The 15856-nt window shown below is 62.0% G+C and carries 13 protein-coding genes; all 13 read right to left on the bottom strand.

Annotation, left to right across the window (positions count from 1 at the left end; genetic code table 11):
• Nucleotides 1–300: 300 nt before the first annotated feature.
• Nucleotides 301–1455 carry an MraY family glycosyltransferase gene (locus EDC34_RS08940; RefSeq protein WP_114960567.1) on the bottom strand — a complete coding sequence of 385 codons (1155 nt, stop codon included), beginning with the start codon at nt 1453–1455 and terminating at the stop codon, nt 301–303.
• A 44-nt stretch (nt 1456–1499) separates the two neighbouring features.
• Complete coding sequence (locus EDC34_RS08945) at nt 1500–2513, bottom strand: NAD-dependent epimerase (protein ID WP_114960566.1); 1014 nt, start codon at nt 2511–2513, stop codon at nt 1500–1502.
• 102 nt (nt 2514–2615) lie between these two features.
• Entirely contained in the window at nt 2616–3518 is a 903-nt protein-coding gene (rfbA, locus tag EDC34_RS08950; RefSeq protein WP_114960565.1) for a glucose-1-phosphate thymidylyltransferase RfbA, read from the bottom strand.
• On the bottom strand, nt 3515–4570 hold the full coding sequence (gene rfbB, locus EDC34_RS08955; protein WP_114960564.1) for a dTDP-glucose 4,6-dehydratase: 1056 nt from the start codon (nt 4568–4570) through the stop codon (nt 3515–3517). The genes rfbA and rfbB overlap by 4 nt, the downstream gene beginning before the upstream one ends.
• 162 nt (nt 4571–4732) lie before the next feature.
• On the bottom strand, nt 4733–5932 hold the full coding sequence (locus EDC34_RS08960) for a glycosyltransferase family 4 protein (RefSeq protein WP_114960563.1): 1200 nt from the start codon (nt 5930–5932) through the stop codon (nt 4733–4735).
• A complete protein-coding gene (gene wecB, locus EDC34_RS08965; protein ID WP_114960562.1) occupies nt 5932–7062 on the bottom strand; it encodes a non-hydrolyzing UDP-N-acetylglucosamine 2-epimerase in 1131 nt (376 codons plus the stop codon). The genes EDC34_RS08960 and wecB overlap by 1 nt, the downstream gene beginning before the upstream one ends.
• A 2-nt stretch (nt 7063–7064) precedes the next feature.
• Nucleotides 7065–8171 (bottom strand): UDP-2-acetamido-2,6-beta-L-arabino-hexul-4-ose reductase, encoded by a 1107-nt coding sequence (gene wbjC, locus EDC34_RS08970; protein ID WP_114960561.1) that lies wholly within the window; start codon nt 8169–8171, stop codon nt 7065–7067.
• A 1-nt stretch (nt 8172) separates the two neighbouring features.
• On the bottom strand, nt 8173–9207 hold the full coding sequence (locus tag EDC34_RS08975; protein ID WP_114960560.1) for a polysaccharide biosynthesis protein: 1035 nt from the start codon (nt 9205–9207) through the stop codon (nt 8173–8175).
• Nucleotides 9208–10326, bottom strand: a complete 1119-nt coding sequence (locus EDC34_RS08980; RefSeq protein ID WP_114960559.1) for a glycosyltransferase family 4 protein — start codon at nt 10324–10326, stop codon at nt 9208–9210.
• Between the two features lie 7 nt (nt 10327–10333).
• The gene (locus tag EDC34_RS08985) at nt 10334–11458 is read right to left on the bottom strand and encodes a glycosyltransferase (RefSeq protein WP_205388071.1); all 1125 of its coding nucleotides are present in this window, start codon (nt 11456–11458) and stop codon (nt 10334–10336) included.
• 71 nt (nt 11459–11529) lie between these two features.
• Nucleotides 11530–12618 carry a glycosyltransferase family protein gene (locus EDC34_RS08990; protein ID WP_132982875.1) on the bottom strand — a complete coding sequence of 363 codons (1089 nt, stop codon included), beginning with the start codon at nt 12616–12618 and terminating at the stop codon, nt 11530–11532.
• Nucleotides 12619–12830: 212 nt separating this feature from the next.
• Nucleotides 12831–14126, bottom strand: coding sequence for a hypothetical protein (locus EDC34_RS08995; RefSeq protein WP_132982876.1), 1296 nt, complete (start codon nt 14124–14126; stop codon nt 12831–12833).
• 17 nt (nt 14127–14143) lie between these two features.
• Nucleotides 14144–15523 (bottom strand): MATE family efflux transporter, encoded by a 1380-nt coding sequence (locus tag EDC34_RS09000; protein ID WP_132982877.1) that lies wholly within the window; start codon nt 15521–15523, stop codon nt 14144–14146.
• Between the last annotated feature and the right edge of the window lie 333 nt (nt 15524–15856).

The raw sequence follows: 15856 nt of genomic DNA on the forward strand, positions 1-15856 counted from the left end.
AACATAGGCCTCATCACGAACGGGAACCGAGCCACACGGCGAATGGAACCCTAGGCCGCAGGACGTACGGGAAAATCCGCTACTCCGTTCGCCCTGAGCGTGTCGAAGGGCGCCGCGGCAGAATCAGGCCGATCGCCGTTCCCGTTCATGGTTCGACAGGCTCACCACGAACGGGAGCATGAGCCTCTTCACGAACGGGAACCTAGGCTCGCCACGAACGGGAACGCGAGGCTGACCTCGAACGGGAGCGCAAGCCCCACGCCGAATGAGAATTTGGCTTCGCGCGCGCGGAGCTCAGCCTCACTCCACGTCCGGCAGGGCAGCGCGATTGCTTTCCGGGCAGGCTGGCGCGCGGCGCAGGCGACGGAAGAAGGCCACGGCGCGCTCGCGGCGCGTAGTCAGCCAGTACCAGCCGACGCACAGCAGGACGAAGGCCAGCAGCAGCAGCGGCGGCGGCACCTGCATGCGCTTGAGCCAGGCCGCGCAGAAGCCGCACAGCAGGCTGAACCAGGCCAGGTGCACGGCGGCGCGGGTCGGCCCGAAGCCGGCGTCCTGCATGATGTGGTGGATATGGTCGCGCCCGGCCGAGAACGGCGAGCGCCCTTCCTGCAGGCGGCGCACGATCAGCACCAGGCAGTCCATCACCGGGATCGGCAGCATCCACAGCGCCAGCACCGGGATCACCGGATGCGCCGGGGTCTGGGTCAGGCGGAAGCTGACCCAGGCGATCACCAGCCCCAGCATCGCGCTGCCGGCATTGCCCAGGAACACCTTGGCGCGCGGCCGCCACGGCAGGCGCATGTTCCACAGCAGGAAGCCGGCCAGCGCCCCCACCAGCACCGACAGCCGCTCCGCCAGCAATGCGTTCCCGGAGTAGATCGCCGCCGCGGTCAGCATCGCCAGCGCCGCCAGCCCGAGCAGCCCGCACAGGCCGTCGGCACCGTCGATCATGTTCATCGCATTGATCACGCCGAGGGTGGCGAAGATGGTGAACGGCACCGACAGCCAGCCCAGCGCGGTCGGGCTCATCCCGAACACCGGGCCGATGTACTCCACCCGCACCCCGCCCCAATAGATGATGAGCAGCGCCGCCGCGGTCTGGCAGAGGATCCGCCAGTACCAGCGCAGGTCGTACAGGTCATCCAGCACGCCGAGCACGATCAGCAACCCCGAAGCCGCCAGGAAGGAATAGGCCGCCGGACTGCGGGCACCGGTCCAGAAAAACAGGACGGTAATCACCAGGAAAATGGCGATGCCGCCGGTGATCGGGGTCGCCACCGCGTGATCCTTGCGCCCGGCCGGATGGTCCAGCAGGTTCAACCGGCGCGCCAGCGGCTGCAAGAGCCACAGCAACGCCGCGGTGAGGGCGAAGGCCGCCAGCGTGGCCCCAAAGTCAATCCCCATCGAATCCAGCATCATCTGCCTCCTTGCTTCCCCATCAGGATTGGCGTTCATGCAAATGCCATCCAGCTATATGCCCCACTTCCTCGGGCACCCCCTCAGCCGGCCTGATAATACTCCTTATACCACTGCACGAACCGTGCTACCCCCTCCTCCACCGGCACCACCGGGCGGTAGCCCACGTCGGCGATGAGGTCGGAGACATCGGCCTCGGTGTCGGGCACGTCGCCAGGCTGCAGCGGCAACAGCTCCATCTGCGCCTTGCGGCCCAGGTGCTGCTCCAACACTTCGATATAGCGCAGCAGTTCTACCGGCTGTTCGTTACCGATGTTGTACAGCCGATAAGGTGCTACCCCGCTGGTGGCTGGATCGGGCCGTGCGCCCGACCAGGCCGGGTCCTTGCCCGGCAACCGATCCAGCGTGCGCACCACGCCCTCCACGATGTCATCCACATAGGTGAAGCTGCGCTTGTGGCGGCCGTGGTTGAACACCCGGATCGGCTTGCCTTCGAGGATGGCGCGGGTGAACAGGAACAACGCCATGTCCGGCCGTCCCCACGGGCCATACACGGTGAAGAAGCGTAGCCCGGTGCACGGGATACCGTACAGGTGGGCGTAGCTGTGCGCCATCATCTCGTTGGCTTTCTTGCTGGCCGCGTACAGCGTCAACGGATGCTCGGCCGAAGCATGCTCCGAGAACGGCATCGCCGTATTGGCGCCGTATACCGAGCTGGTGGAGGCATACACCAGGTGCTCGACGCCATGATGGCGGCAGCCCTCCAACACGTGCAGGAAGCCGACCACGTTGCTCTGCACGTACACATGCGGATTCTCCGCGGCATAGCGCACGCCCGCCTGCGCGGCCAGGTTGATCACGCGCTGCGGTTTATGGGTGGCAAACACCTGCTCCATCGCCGCACGGTCCGCCAGATCCGCGGTGATGTGGGTATACCCCGGCACATCGATCAGTCGCGCCAGTCGCGCCTGCTTCAGGGTGACGTCGTAGTAATCGTTGAGATTGTCCAGGCCGATGACATCGTCGCCGCGCGCCAACAGGCGCTGGGCGACGTGGGAGCCGATGAAGCCGGCGGTGCCGGTGACGAGGATTTTCATGTTGGTCCTTTGCAGCGCCGTGACGAGCTGCATGACTTAAAGCATCAAAGTTGCCAGATCCACCCGCTTCCGTGAATGCATCCCGGCTTGCATTTTCTTACGCTATCGGTAGCGAAGCCCCGGCAACCCCAGCAAATACTCCCCATATCCACTCTTGCCCAGCGGCTGCGCCAGTGCGCGCAGGGCGGCATCGTCGATCCAGCCGTTGCGCCAGGCGATCTCCTCCGGGCAGCACACGCGCAGGCCCTGGCGCTTTTCGATGGTCTCCATGTACGCCGCCGCCTCCACCAGCGATTCGTGGGTGCCGGTGTCCAGCCAGGCGAAGCCGCGGCCCAGGGTTTCCAGATGCAGGCTGCCGTCCTCGAGGTAGCGGCGGTTGAGGTCGGTGATCTCCAGCTCGCCGCGCGCAGAAGGCGTCAGTTGCGCCGCAAAATCGCTGGCGCGGCCGTCGTAGAAATACAGGCCGGTGACAGCGTAGTGGGATTTCGGCTGCGCCGGCTTTTCCTCCAGCCCCACCACCCGGCCGTGGGCGTCGAACTCGGCCACGCCGTAGCGCTGCGGGTCGCGCACCCAGTAGCCGAACACGGTGGCACCGTCACGACGGGCATCGGCGCGGCGCAGCAGCTCGGTCAGGCCCTGGCCGTGGAAGAGGTTGTCGCCCAGGACCAGACAGCTGGGCGCGCCGGCCAGAAAGTCGCGGGCGATCAGCAGCGCCTGCGCCAGCCCGTCCGGGCTGGGCTGCACTGCGTATTCGAGACGCATGCCCCACTGGCTGCCATCGCCCAGCAGACGCTGGAACAAGGCCTGCTCGTGCGGGGTGGTGATGATCAGCACCTCGCGCAGGCCCGCCAGCATCAGCACGCCCAGCGGGTAATAGATCATCGGCTTGTCGTACACCGGCAGCAGCTGCTTGCTGATCGCCTGGGTGATCGGGTACAGCCGGGTGCCGGAGCCGCCGGCCAGAATGATGCCCTTGCGTTGCGAAGATGACGTGTGCGCGCTCATGCGGCGGTCCCGATGCGTTCCAGGCGGTAAGAACCATCCAGCACCCGCGCCACCCAGTCCTGATGCGCGAGGTACCAGTCCACGGTCTCGGCCAGGCCCTGTTCGAAGCTGCGCGCCGGCGCCCAGCCCAGCTCGCGGCGCAGCTTGCCGGCGTCGATGGCGTAGCGGCGGTCGTGGCCGGGACGGTCCTGCACGAAGGTGATCTGCGATTCGCGCGGGCGTCCGTCCGCGCGCGGGCGACGCGCATCCAGCAGCGCGCAGATCGCCTTCACCACCTCGATGTTCCGGCGCTCGGCATTGCCGCCGATGTTGTAGGTCTGCCCCACCCGGCCGCCGGCCAGCACCGCGCGGATCGCCGCACAGTGGTCGGCCACATGCAGCCAGTCGCGCACCTGCCCGCCATCGCCATACACCGGCAGCGGCTCGCCGGCCAGGGCCTTGGCGATCACCAGCGGGATGAGCTTCTCCGGGAACTGGTAGGGGCCGTAGTTGTTGCTGCAGTGGGTGGTCAGCGTGGGCAGCCCGTAGGTGTGGTGGAAGGCCCGCACCAGGTGGTCGGACGCGGCCTTGGACGCGGCATAGGGCGAGTTCGGCGCATACGGCGTGTCCTCGTTAAAGGCGCCGGTCTCGCCCAGGCTGCCGTACACCTCGTCGGTGGAGACGTGCAGGAAGCGGAACCCGTCGCGCCCTGCCGCATCCAACGTTTTCCAGTGGTCGCGCACCGCCTCCAGCAGGGCCAGGGTGCCGACCACGTTGGTCTGGATGAAGGCCGCCGGGCCGTCGATGGAACGGTCCACGTGGCTCTCGGCGGCGAAGTTCAGCACCGCGTCCGGGCGATGCTCGGCCAGCAGGCGCGCCACCAGCGCGCGATCGCCGATGTCGCCGTGCACGAATACATGCAGCGGATGCCCCTCGACCGACGCAAGAGTGTCGCGATTGCCGGCATAGGTCAGCGCGTCCAGATTCACCACCCGCACCCCGCGTGCGACCGCGTCCAGCACGAAGTTGCCGCCGATGAAACCGGCGCCGCCGGTGACGAGCCAGGTGGTCATTCCCCTTCCCTCCAAAGCAACTGCGCCCCGCCTCCATTAGCCATGCAAGAAGTTACTGGGAGAGCCCGGCATTGAAGGATAGCTGGGTTGGTTGGGGTTGGGCACGGTGGTTGACGGCGAACTGGGCGAAGGATACGGCCGCAGATGCTATGCGTTCTGATCTCAGGCATCCCGATGCTGCGCGGACTCCTGCAAAGAGGCCGCCACCTGGTGCGCCGCACTGGCTGGAGAAAACATCCGCTTGGCCAATGCCGCGCCGGCGCCTCCCATCTGCGCGCGCAGGCCAGGGGACTCTATTAACTTGATTGCCTGCGCATACAGCAATGCCGGATTGTCACCGGCCACAACCAACCCGACCCCCTCGCGTTCGACTAACGCCACCAGATCGTTATTGGAATTGACGCGCGCCAGTACCGGCAGCCCGGCGTGCAAGTAAGTGAGGAGCTTGCCAGGGATGTTGTGGGTGGCGTGCGCTGGGTGAAGGGCAACGATGCCCACGTGACAGCGCGCCAGCAGCGCCGGCAATACTTCGGGCGCCACTTCATCCAATACGCACAGGTTATCCAACCCGCCTGCCAAAGCTTTGAGGCGTGCGGCCTCGCTACCGCGTCCGACAAACACGAAGCCAACATCTGGTCGATCCACCAGGCGCCGGGCCAGCTCTACGAAGGCATCCATGTCCTGTGCGACACCCATGTTGCCCGCGTAAACGAAATTGATGCGACCGTCCAATGCACCCAGCGACGGACATGCGTCTGGCGCCGATCTGGCAGGAGCAGACAACCAGTTGTGCAGCACTTCGATCCGCGTTCCAGCCGGGGCATCTTTTGCCACCAGCTCAACGTTGGAAGGTGTCTGCACGCCGATTACGTCCGCCTGCCGGTACTGGAAGCGCTCGATCCATTTGAAAAAGCGATAGGGCAGCGCCACCCTGCGCATCACCCCCGCATCCACTGCCCAGTCCGGGAACAGGTCACGAACGATCAGATAGCCGGGACAGGCATGCCGCCGCTTCAACGCACGGACCAGCGGCCCCAGGAAAATCGTGGGTGAGTACCAGACCACGCCGTCCCAATGATCATTGCGCAACGCACTGCGCCGCAACCCTCGCACCAAGATCCAGGGCAGCACCAGTTCGGCCAGCGTTCGGCGCCAGTACGGCACGTCTTTCGTCCGCGGCGCAGGTACCCGCAGCACCTGCACATCGCCTTCGCTTTCCAGCCGTTCCACGCCATCCAATGCGGGCGTCAACACCAACGGACGATACCCCTGCGCAGCCAGCGCCTGCGCCAGATCGCGCATCTGCAATGCACCCGAGATCCGTGCAGGCGGATAGGTATCGATGACCAGCAACAGGCGCATCAGTACCGCTTCCAGACCACCCGGTTCACATAGTCCACGTAGCTGTGGATGATGCGCACCACCTTCGCGGACACGTTGGGCATGCTGTAATCTGCGACCTGTCGCAGCAAACGCTCGCTGCCGATGGGCTGGGATTCCAGCACTGCCAAGCCCTGCATCACCCGCCCCGGGTTCATGCCGACCATCATCACCGCCGCCTCCTCCATACCCTCCGGACGCTCGTGCGCATCACGCAGGTTGAGGGCGCGGAAATTGAGGATGGACGCTTCTTCATTGATGGTGCCGCTGTCGGACAGTACCGCCTTGGCATCCTGTTGCAACCGCACGTAGTCGCTGAAACCAAGCGGCTTGAGCAGCTGGACGCGCGCATCCAGCGTGACTCCCAACGCGTCGATGCGCTTGCGGGTACGCGGATGGGTAGAAACCACCACCGGCATGTCGTAGTGCGCTGCCACGGTGTTCAGGATTTCCACCAGACCGGTAAAATTGCGGTCGGACTCGATGTTCTCCTCACGATGTGCGCTAACCGCAAAATAGCGGCCCGCCTCCAGTCCCAGGCGCGGTAGCACATCCGACGCGACGATCCTCGGCGCATAGTGCGCCAGCACTTCGCACATCGGGCTGCCAGTCTTGATGATCCGATCTGGCGGCAGGCCTTCCGCCAACAGATATTCACGGGCGATATCGCTGTAGGTCAGGTTGATGTCCGCGGTATGGTCCACGATACGGCGATTGATCTCCTCCGGCACCCGCATGTCGAAGCAGCGGTTGCCGGCCTCCATGTGGAAGGTAGGGATCTTGCGGCGTTTGGCCGGAATCACCGCCAGGCAGCTATTGGTATCGCCCAACACCAGGACTGCGTCTGGCTGGATCTGCGCCAGCGCCGCATCGGCTGCGATGATCACCTTGCCGATGGTTTCCGCACCGGTGGCACCTGCCGCTTCCAGGAAGACATCGGGTTTACGGATGCCCAGGTCCTCGAAGAAGATGCCGTTGAGTTCGTAGTCATAATTCTGGCCGGTATGCACCAGCACGTGATCGCAATGGGCATCCAGCGCGGCCATGACCCGCGACAGGCGAATGATTTCAGGGCGGGTGCCGACGATGGTGGCGACTTTCAACTTGCGCATGCTTACACCCTGCTTGCCACGGTATCCGGCTTCTGCCGGTCGAAGATTTCATTGGCCCAAAGCATCACCACCAGATCGTCCTCGCCGATATTGGTGATGTCGTGCGCCCAGCCGGGGATTGTTTCCACCACCAGCGGCTCATCGCCGTGGCTGACCACCTCGAACGTCTCATTAGTCAGCAGGTGACGGAAGCGGTAGCGGGCACGGCCCTTGATGACCAGGAATTTCTCGGTCTTGGTGTGATGGTAGTGACCACCACGGGTGACACCGGGATGCGCGGTGAAGAAGGAAAACTGCCCGCAATCCGGCGTTTTCAGCATTTCCACGAACACGCCGCGCGCATCTGCGTACTTCGGGACGCTGTAGCTGAACGCCTGCGGTGGCAGGAAGCTGACGTAGGTGGCATACAACGCCCGCACCAGCCCGGTACCCACCCGCTCGGTGACCAGCGTGCTGCGCACGTTCTTGAAGGCTTCAATCTGGCGGGCCAGATCGCCAACCGTAATCGCATGCACGGGCCCGGCCTCGGCCTGCCGCACCCCCCGCCCCGGCTCTGCCAGGAACTGCAGGAACTCAGCCACGACATCATCCACATATACCAACTGCACCAACGCATCAGGGTTGTCGATACGGACGGGCAACCCGCGTGCGATGTTGTGGCAGAAAGTAGCCACGGCGCTGTTGTAATTGGGGCGACTCCACTTGCCGAACACATTGGCCAGGCGATACAGGGCCACGGGTGCGCCCGTGCGTTCCCCGTAAGCGGCCAGATGCGCCTCGGCCTGGCGCTTGCTCATGCCATAGGGGTTATCGCGTTGGGCCTGGATCGACGAGGCGAACGCCACGGGAATGGCACGACCGGCGCTCGCCAACGCATCGCACAACGTGGCGGTGAAATCAGCGTTGCCCGCAAAGAACTCTGCCGGATCCTGCGGACGGTTGACGCCCGCCAAGTGGATGACCGCATCCGCCTCTGCAGCCGAGACCCGCAGATCGTGCGCGCTGCTGGCGCGGGTAATGGGAAGAACCTCAAAGCCCTCCCGCTCACCCAGTGCCACGCGCAGGTTCTGGCCGATGAAACCGTCGGCACCGGTCACCAGGACCTTCACGTCAATCCACCGGCACGGCAGGACGGCCTGCCACCAGATCGCGGATGAAGTCCAGCTTCATCAATAGTGACTTCATTCCCTCCACATCCAACCGCTCGGTGTTGGCGGAGGTATAGTCCTGCGCTTCGCTGATCCTGCGCTCGCCCTGCTCCACATACTTTCCGTAATTCAGATCGCGCAGGTCCGGCGGCACGCGGAAATAGCCCGGAAGATCCTGCGCATGGGCCATTTCCTCGCGGCTGAGCAGGGTCTCATGCTTCTTTTCGCCGTGGCGTGTGCCGATGATCTGGATGGGATGATCCGGTTTACCCAGCAGCTGGGTCAGGGCCTGCGCCAGCGTATGCATGGTCGCTGCGGGTGCCTTCTGCACGAAGATATCGCCGCTGTTGCCATGCTCGAAGGCGTACAGCACCAGATCCACCGCATCGTCCAGGGTCATCATGAACCGGGTCATTTCCGGGTCGGTGATGGTGATCGGCTGGCCGGCATTGATCTGATTGACGAACAAGGGAATCACCGAACCGCGCGAGGCCATCACGTTGCCATAGCGGGTTCCGCAGATCGTGGTCCTGGCCGGATCGACGTTGCGGGACTTGGCCACGAACACCTTCTCCATCATCGCCTTGGAAATACCCATGGCATTGATGGGGTAGACCGCCTTGTCGGTGCTCAGGCAGATCATGCGTTTCACGCCGGACTGGATGGCCGCCTCGGTGGCATTTTCCGTACCGATGACATTGGTCTTCACCGCTTCCATCGGATGGAACTCGCAGGACGGCACCTGCTTCAGCGCCGCGGCATGGAACACGTAGTCCACCCTGCGCATCGCATTCATCACGCTGGCCGGGTCGCGCACGTCGCCGATGTAGAACTTCAGCTTGTCAGACACGTAGCGCTTGCGCATGTCGTCCTGCTTTTTCTCGTCGCGGCTGAGGATGCGGATTTCGGCAATATCCGTCTGCAGGAAGCGACGGAGGACGGCGTTGCCGAATGAACCTGTACCGCCACTGATCAAGAGTGTCTTGCCACTAAACATTTATCGCTCCATTGAGTCCATTGCATCGACGCCGGATACCGAGCGCCAAATCCCTTCATAGGCACGGAATACCACATTGATCGTGTACAGCCTGTGCGCTTTTTCAAGCGCGCGGCCCGCCATTCGATCCCGCAGCCCCTCATCCCCGACAACCCTGGTCAAGCCTTCGGCCAGCGCATCGGCATCGCGGCTCTTCACCAACACCCCGGCGCCGTCCGCCAGCATTTCCGGGATGGCGCCGACATCGGTGGCAATGATAGGACGCCCAAGCGCCATTGCCTCGACCACCGCATTGGGAAAGCCTTCCGTGTAACTCGGCAGGACGAACAGGTCGCAGGCGGCCATGTGCTTCATCGCTTCCTCATGCGGCAACTGCCCTAGGAAACGGAGGTTCGCGGCGGTGCGTCCCGCAAGCAGCGCATCCCGATAGACTTCGTCGAATGGACCCACGATATCCAGCCGCCATCCTAGCGGATTCAACCGAGTCCAGGCTTCCACCAATTCACCCACGCCTTTTGTCGGCACCACCCAGCCCAGGAACAGGGCGACTTTCACGCCCTGTTCGCCAGGTACGCCTCGCGGGAGCGCGTCCGTGTCCACGCAATTCGGAACCAGCACCGCATTGGCGCGCGGCTCGGCCCGGCGCACCGCCTCGAATGTCGCCGCATCGATCAGGATCACTGCGGCAGCACGGCGCATGACCCTACGGATCAACCGCCACTCCAGCGAACGCCCGCCGGCAAGCGATGGAATCCGGCCAAACCGGACGTGATAGACCAGTCCGACCCCGAACCAGCCCGCCAGGTACGACACCGCCAGGTCACGCAACGCGGCCAGGTGCCCGGACGTGGTCAGGTGAATGGCATCGAACCTGCGCCCGGACAGGGTCTTCGCGATGCGGACGCAATCGCGCAGCAATTGCAGTGCGCCGCCAAACGCACGAACCATGAGGCCGTTGGCGTGGATGGAGCGCCATGTCGGCGCCGTGTTGATCACGGCCAACTGCACGCCGTCCACCGTCGATGCATGGCGCAACATCATCTGCGTCCAATGCGCGATGCCGCCGTAAGGCGGTGGCAAGGGTGCCACCAGGCAGATATTGAGCGGTTCTTGCGTCATGGGATGCTCAAGATCCCACCTGCAGCCGCCCAAGAAACTCCGACAACGCCCCAGAATACCCACGGTAATCGAAAGAGCGTTCGGCTTGCCGACGGGCAGCGTTGCGCATGGCCGCCAGTTGCGTCGGTGCAAGCGCGAGCGCTTCCCTGAGCGCATCCGAAAAGGCGCTGGCCGACCAATCGCTACAGACCAGTCCTTCTTCCCCGTGATGGAGGAACAGCGCCATGTCGCTGGTCAGGTTCGCTATGACCGGCGTGCTATGGGCCATGCTCTCCACGAATTTCGTCGGGAACCCCGCATTCGAAAAACGCGCTGGTTCACGCAGCAAGACGCTGAAGTCCGCGGATGCCAGATAAACGGCGACTTCGGCTTGCACCACCCGGCCCATCGCCCGTACGCAGCGAGGTATCTCGCGCCCACCCAGCATCGACCTGACCTCGTCCGGGGATGGACCCAGCACCATCAATTCGACCTGCGTGCCGCCGGGATCAACCGCTTCGACGCCTTCGATCACGTTGCCGAGCAAGTCCTTCTTCCCGGGCGTCCCCGCGTAGACCAATCGCAACTTTGCGCCATCAGCGCGCCCCGAACCGGCGCCCGGTTCAATCCCATGCACATCGAGGGTCGGCGGCACGCGGACGACGGGACGCCCCGTTTCGGAATAATGATCCGCCAGCAGCCGGCTAATCGCGATCACGCCATCGGTGCGCGGATATAGGCGGCGCAATGCCCATTGCGCGCTCAGGTTGAACGGCCCGAACCGCCCGCCCGTCATTTGCCTGGGGTCGTACCATTCGACGACGTCTGCAACCAGCGGAACGCCGTGCCTGCGGCACCATGGCAACAACCGCAGCAAGTACTGTGCGCTGCCGCCATAAACCACGACGCAGGCGGGCTTGACGGGTTGCGCGTCGAGCCAGGCAACCGTCCGCCTGCCCCACGACCAGAAGATGCGTCCCGCCTTCCGCAGGACCGAGGCGCCTATCGCCGGCGATTCGCCCAACCCGACGTAAGCGATGTTGCCCGCCGGATCGCCTTCGCCCAACGGCGTGGGCTGCGTGGGAGACGGATCGCCACTACCCACGACCACGCGACGACCAGCAGCCGCAAGGGAAAGCGCGACTCCGAGCATTCGGCGCGATCCTGCCGTTCCCGACGGAAATGGGAACGGACCGACGTAGGCGATCCAGCCATGCCTTTGCGTCATGCCTCCCCCTTCGCCGCCGCGCTTGCCAGCAACGCCATCAGGCGTTTCCGCTCGCGCGCCGCGTCATGACGTTCCGATGCAACGTTCCGCCCGGTTTCGCCCAGCTGCGTCCGCAAGCCCGGCAGTCCGATCAGCCTGCGCGCGCCGTCCAGCAGACCGGGGACGTCGCCCTCTTTCGTGACCGCCAGTCCTGCCCCGACACGGGCAACGTATGCGATCGAGCTCAGTGTGTCCGGGCCATAAGCCAGGATCGGGCGTCCGGCGGCCATGTACTGCGGAATCTTGGTGGAGATGGACAGTCGCGTGTAACGCGAATCCGCCGGGAGGAACGATTCGACATGGACCAGCACGTCGTAATTCCGCAGCGTTTCGCGGACATCGGAATATCCCAACGAGCCCATGTTGCGCACGGCGGTGAATCCGTCGAATTCGCTCCTGTACGCACGGATATCGGCTTCGGGGGCAAAGATATCCAGCCATACATCGCTGCCTGCGTCCTTCGCGGCCTGCAGCGCCGCAGCCACGTCGCACAGGGACTTCCACCGGTTCAGGTGCAAACCGCCGACGTACCCGAACACGACTTCGCCACCGCCATGACGGGCCTCCCCAACCGATTGTGCTGGAACGTCCACGCAATTCATGAACGCCTCGAACCGCATGCCATGACGACGTCCGTATTCCCCGGACATGTCGTCGCAGATGGTGAGCCCGAAAGGCGCGCGCGACAGAATCTTCTCGAGCTTGTTCCGCAATATGCGTCGCAACGGGAAGTACCGCGCATCATCCATATACACCGTGCTTGGCCAGTCATCCATGAAATGCGGCACGATCGGAATGTCGAACCGTTGCGACAATTGCAATGCGGCGCTCATCATCCTAATGCTGCCCAGGGGCGAATAGATCACTTGCGGATCGAATTTCGCGACCCATTCGATCAAATCCTGCGGAAGCCGGAACGGCACAGCGTCCGCGAACGACGCCAGCGCACTGCCTTTTACCGCACCGCCTGCGATTCCGTGCCTGCCATCGGCGGATCGTCCCGAATCCTCACGCATGCCGCTCATCCAAGCACGCAAGAATTTCATCGCACGGACGATGGCGATTTGATTGCTCGAAAACTGATAACTGTTTGCGCAGATCGAGGGATCCGGCGGCGGCGCATCTCCGAAGATTTGAGCCAGCCTGTCGTGCGGCCATCCAGTGAACAGATTTGAAAGAGTGATACCTGTAGCTCCCTCGCGTGACAGGGAAGCTGCAGATAAAACGAGCACTCGTGGAGCTTTCGCATATCCAGGAATCATCGCGCCGCACGCATCCGTTGCATTGACAAGATCAACCCACCAAGCATCCACAAGGCAAACAGCACTACAAAGCCAATCATCATCTTTCTTGTCTGCATCAACTGATTATTTGCCGGCAGATAAAAAATCAATGTCGCCATGAAATAAAAAATGCTGGCTCCAAGCGCACTTCCCTTTGCAATTCCGTCCCACATTGACTTCGCAAACACTCGCCCAATCACGAACATCAAAATGATCGTGCCTGGAAATGTTATATCGGACGCCACCCAAGGGAAGAATGTGTGCCAATACATCTTCGCGGGCCAGCCAAACGTCGCTTCCATGCGCGCCGGATAAGTTCCTTCGAAAATTCCGTACACACCGAGATATTGCTCAGCATAAGAAGTAAGAGCGAACGAATTGCCGAGCCCGTAGGTCCATTGAAACGGCAATTGAAGACAAAGCGACAGCCCGTAATAGCCCTGACTAAGATAGGTAACGAGCAATGCCAGGCCGAGACCCAGCGAATCTCCAAACAAAGTAAAGAAGATGCCATCTCTATCAAGCATCATCGTACCGTTGCCGGTGTAGTACACAACACCATACGCATCCATTCTCGACAATTGGAAGAAAATGAATATCGCGACGAGCGCGACCAATATCGCCATGCCTTTGCTTAACAAGGCCCTGTACTTGAGCCGGCTAAAAAACACGGCGATGAATGTAACCGTCACCACCATGATTCCGAGATCAAAAAAACCCTTTTGCGCCCCCTTCAGAAGCGTGTCATAAAGAAGTTGAAGCGCCAACGTCGACACCAAAAGAATTCGCCACTTCTTGTTGATTCTTGCGAAATTCAGAATAAAGAAAATAGTGCTGAAATAAATTACTGGAGATATCAACGTACTGATCTTGCCGGTAATCGATACCGAAGATTCGTTTCCCACGCGCTCAAGCGCATCGTAATAAATCTGCCCAGGATTAAATATCGAACCTAGTGACAGCAGCCCATCCCTCCAGTCCAATACGAACGATAAAACTACCAAAATCAGTTGCACGACAATGCAGATTTTCGCGAAACTACGATACCGCCGATAGTTTGATTCGCATTTCCGCTCATCCTTTACAATCGCCCCCCGCCATTTCCTTGCAATGCTGTAATAACCAAGAGAAAACATGGCGATCGCAGCCAGCATGAACAAGAAAACAGGGAGCAATTTTTCATCCGCATAAGTCCACGGACCAAAGACATGCAGAAAAAGCGTGAACGCGAGATACGCGACCGAAACCTTCAGCGGCCCGTAAACGTTCAACTCCGACCTTCTCTGATTCACTCCTTAACCTCCGGAAAAATTCTATTGCAGCGTAGGAATGAACCGATTTGAATCTGCATCATCAAGCAGCGCAGGAAATACCCGCAACCAATGATCCAGATGATCGACTCCTTCCCATACCCACTCGGGACGTAGGCCGCGACCACCACGGACACAAATGCTAGCAACAAGCCTACCGTCGCCTGGCTCCTGTACATCGACAACCCGTTCAGGAACACCGAGGTCAGCGCGTTCCAGAAACCGAGCACCATGAATCCGGCGGTTGCCAGCAACAGTCCGTTGGACGGCACTACCTCGGCATTTCGGGTCCACATCGATATCGCCTGGCGACCGAACAGCAGGATGCCCACGGCGGATACCACGGCAACCGCCTGCGTGATCCGCTTGTACTTCTTGTAGGCATGCCCGATCCAGGCGAAATCCCGTTTCGCGTTGGCTTCGGCGATGGCCGGCCAAAGCGGCAGCAGTGCATAGGTCAGCACCATCAACGGGATGCCGACCAGCTTGAGCAGCACCGCGTAGTCGGCGGAACTCGCGGCGCCTTGCTTCGCGGACATCAGCACGAGCGCTGAGTTGTTGACCAGGTAGATGGCGACCGACGCGCCCAACCCGAGCAGCCCGACCTTCAGCACCTCGTGCAGGCTTTGCCGGTCGAACATGTTGGCGAGCGACGTGCGCTCGGGCCTGAGCCATGGATAGCGGCGGAGCAATATGGGAGTACCGACTGCCACGATGGCTGCGCTGGACAGGCCGCCCACTACGAACACCAACGCGGGCAAGCCCATGCCGGCAGATACCACCACGAACAGCAGCGCCAGCGACAACACCCGTGAAACCGCCTGGATCAGGGCGATGAAGAATCCGTCCTGCAACGCGGAGAAGGCACGCTGGACGATTCCCGCCACGAGCCCCAGCGCGAAGACGAGCACGACCATCAAGGTCGTTGGAACGATGTCCCGGATGGCGGCTTCGGACTTGAGCGAAAAAAGCGTCGCAAGCCCGATGCGCGGGACGACGAACCAGCTGATCGCCAACAGCAACGCCGCCAGCACGATCGCGAAGAGCATGGAGCTGGTGAACGTGCCGCGTGCCTCGCCGTGCAAACCGACCGCAGCAAGCTTCGACATGCGGTCCTGCGTGCCGATGCCGACGCCGAAATCGCTGAAGGTGATGAACGCAAGTGCGGTGGAAAGCGTCATCCAGATGCCGAAACGCTCGACGCCGACATAGTTGAGCGCCAAGGGCACGCTGATCAGCCCCGTCGCCATCTGGATCGCCTGCGATGCGACGTTCATGAGCGACGTCAACGCGGCCTTCCTGTAACGCTCGTTTCCTGCGTCGTCGGTTGTCTTGATCAAATTCAGGAACACTTTCAATTATCCAAACCGCGACCTAAGGAAGATCTGAACAACGCCATTCAGGCGTAGCCAGCCCACGCCGAGTCCGATACGGGCCCGGACTCAGCTCACATACTTCAATCACTTGCATGATGGATGCGTGGCCGGCCATCCATGGCCGGCGGGAACCTCTGCGTTGCTCAGAGGTTCCCTAGTACTCATCCAAGAACCAAATAATGCATTCCGCAGCATCGACCGCGAAGTATACGTCTCGAAGTCAACATAACGCGTCACCTTTAAGTTCAAAAACATCATAAGAACTAATGTTGCCAATACGGCAATCTCTCGTGGATGGCTCGTCAGGACTTCGAT

The sequence above is a fragment of the Thermomonas haemolytica genome, from assembly GCF_004346265.1.
Lineage (GTDB): Bacteria > Pseudomonadota > Gammaproteobacteria > Xanthomonadales > Xanthomonadaceae > Thermomonas > Thermomonas haemolytica.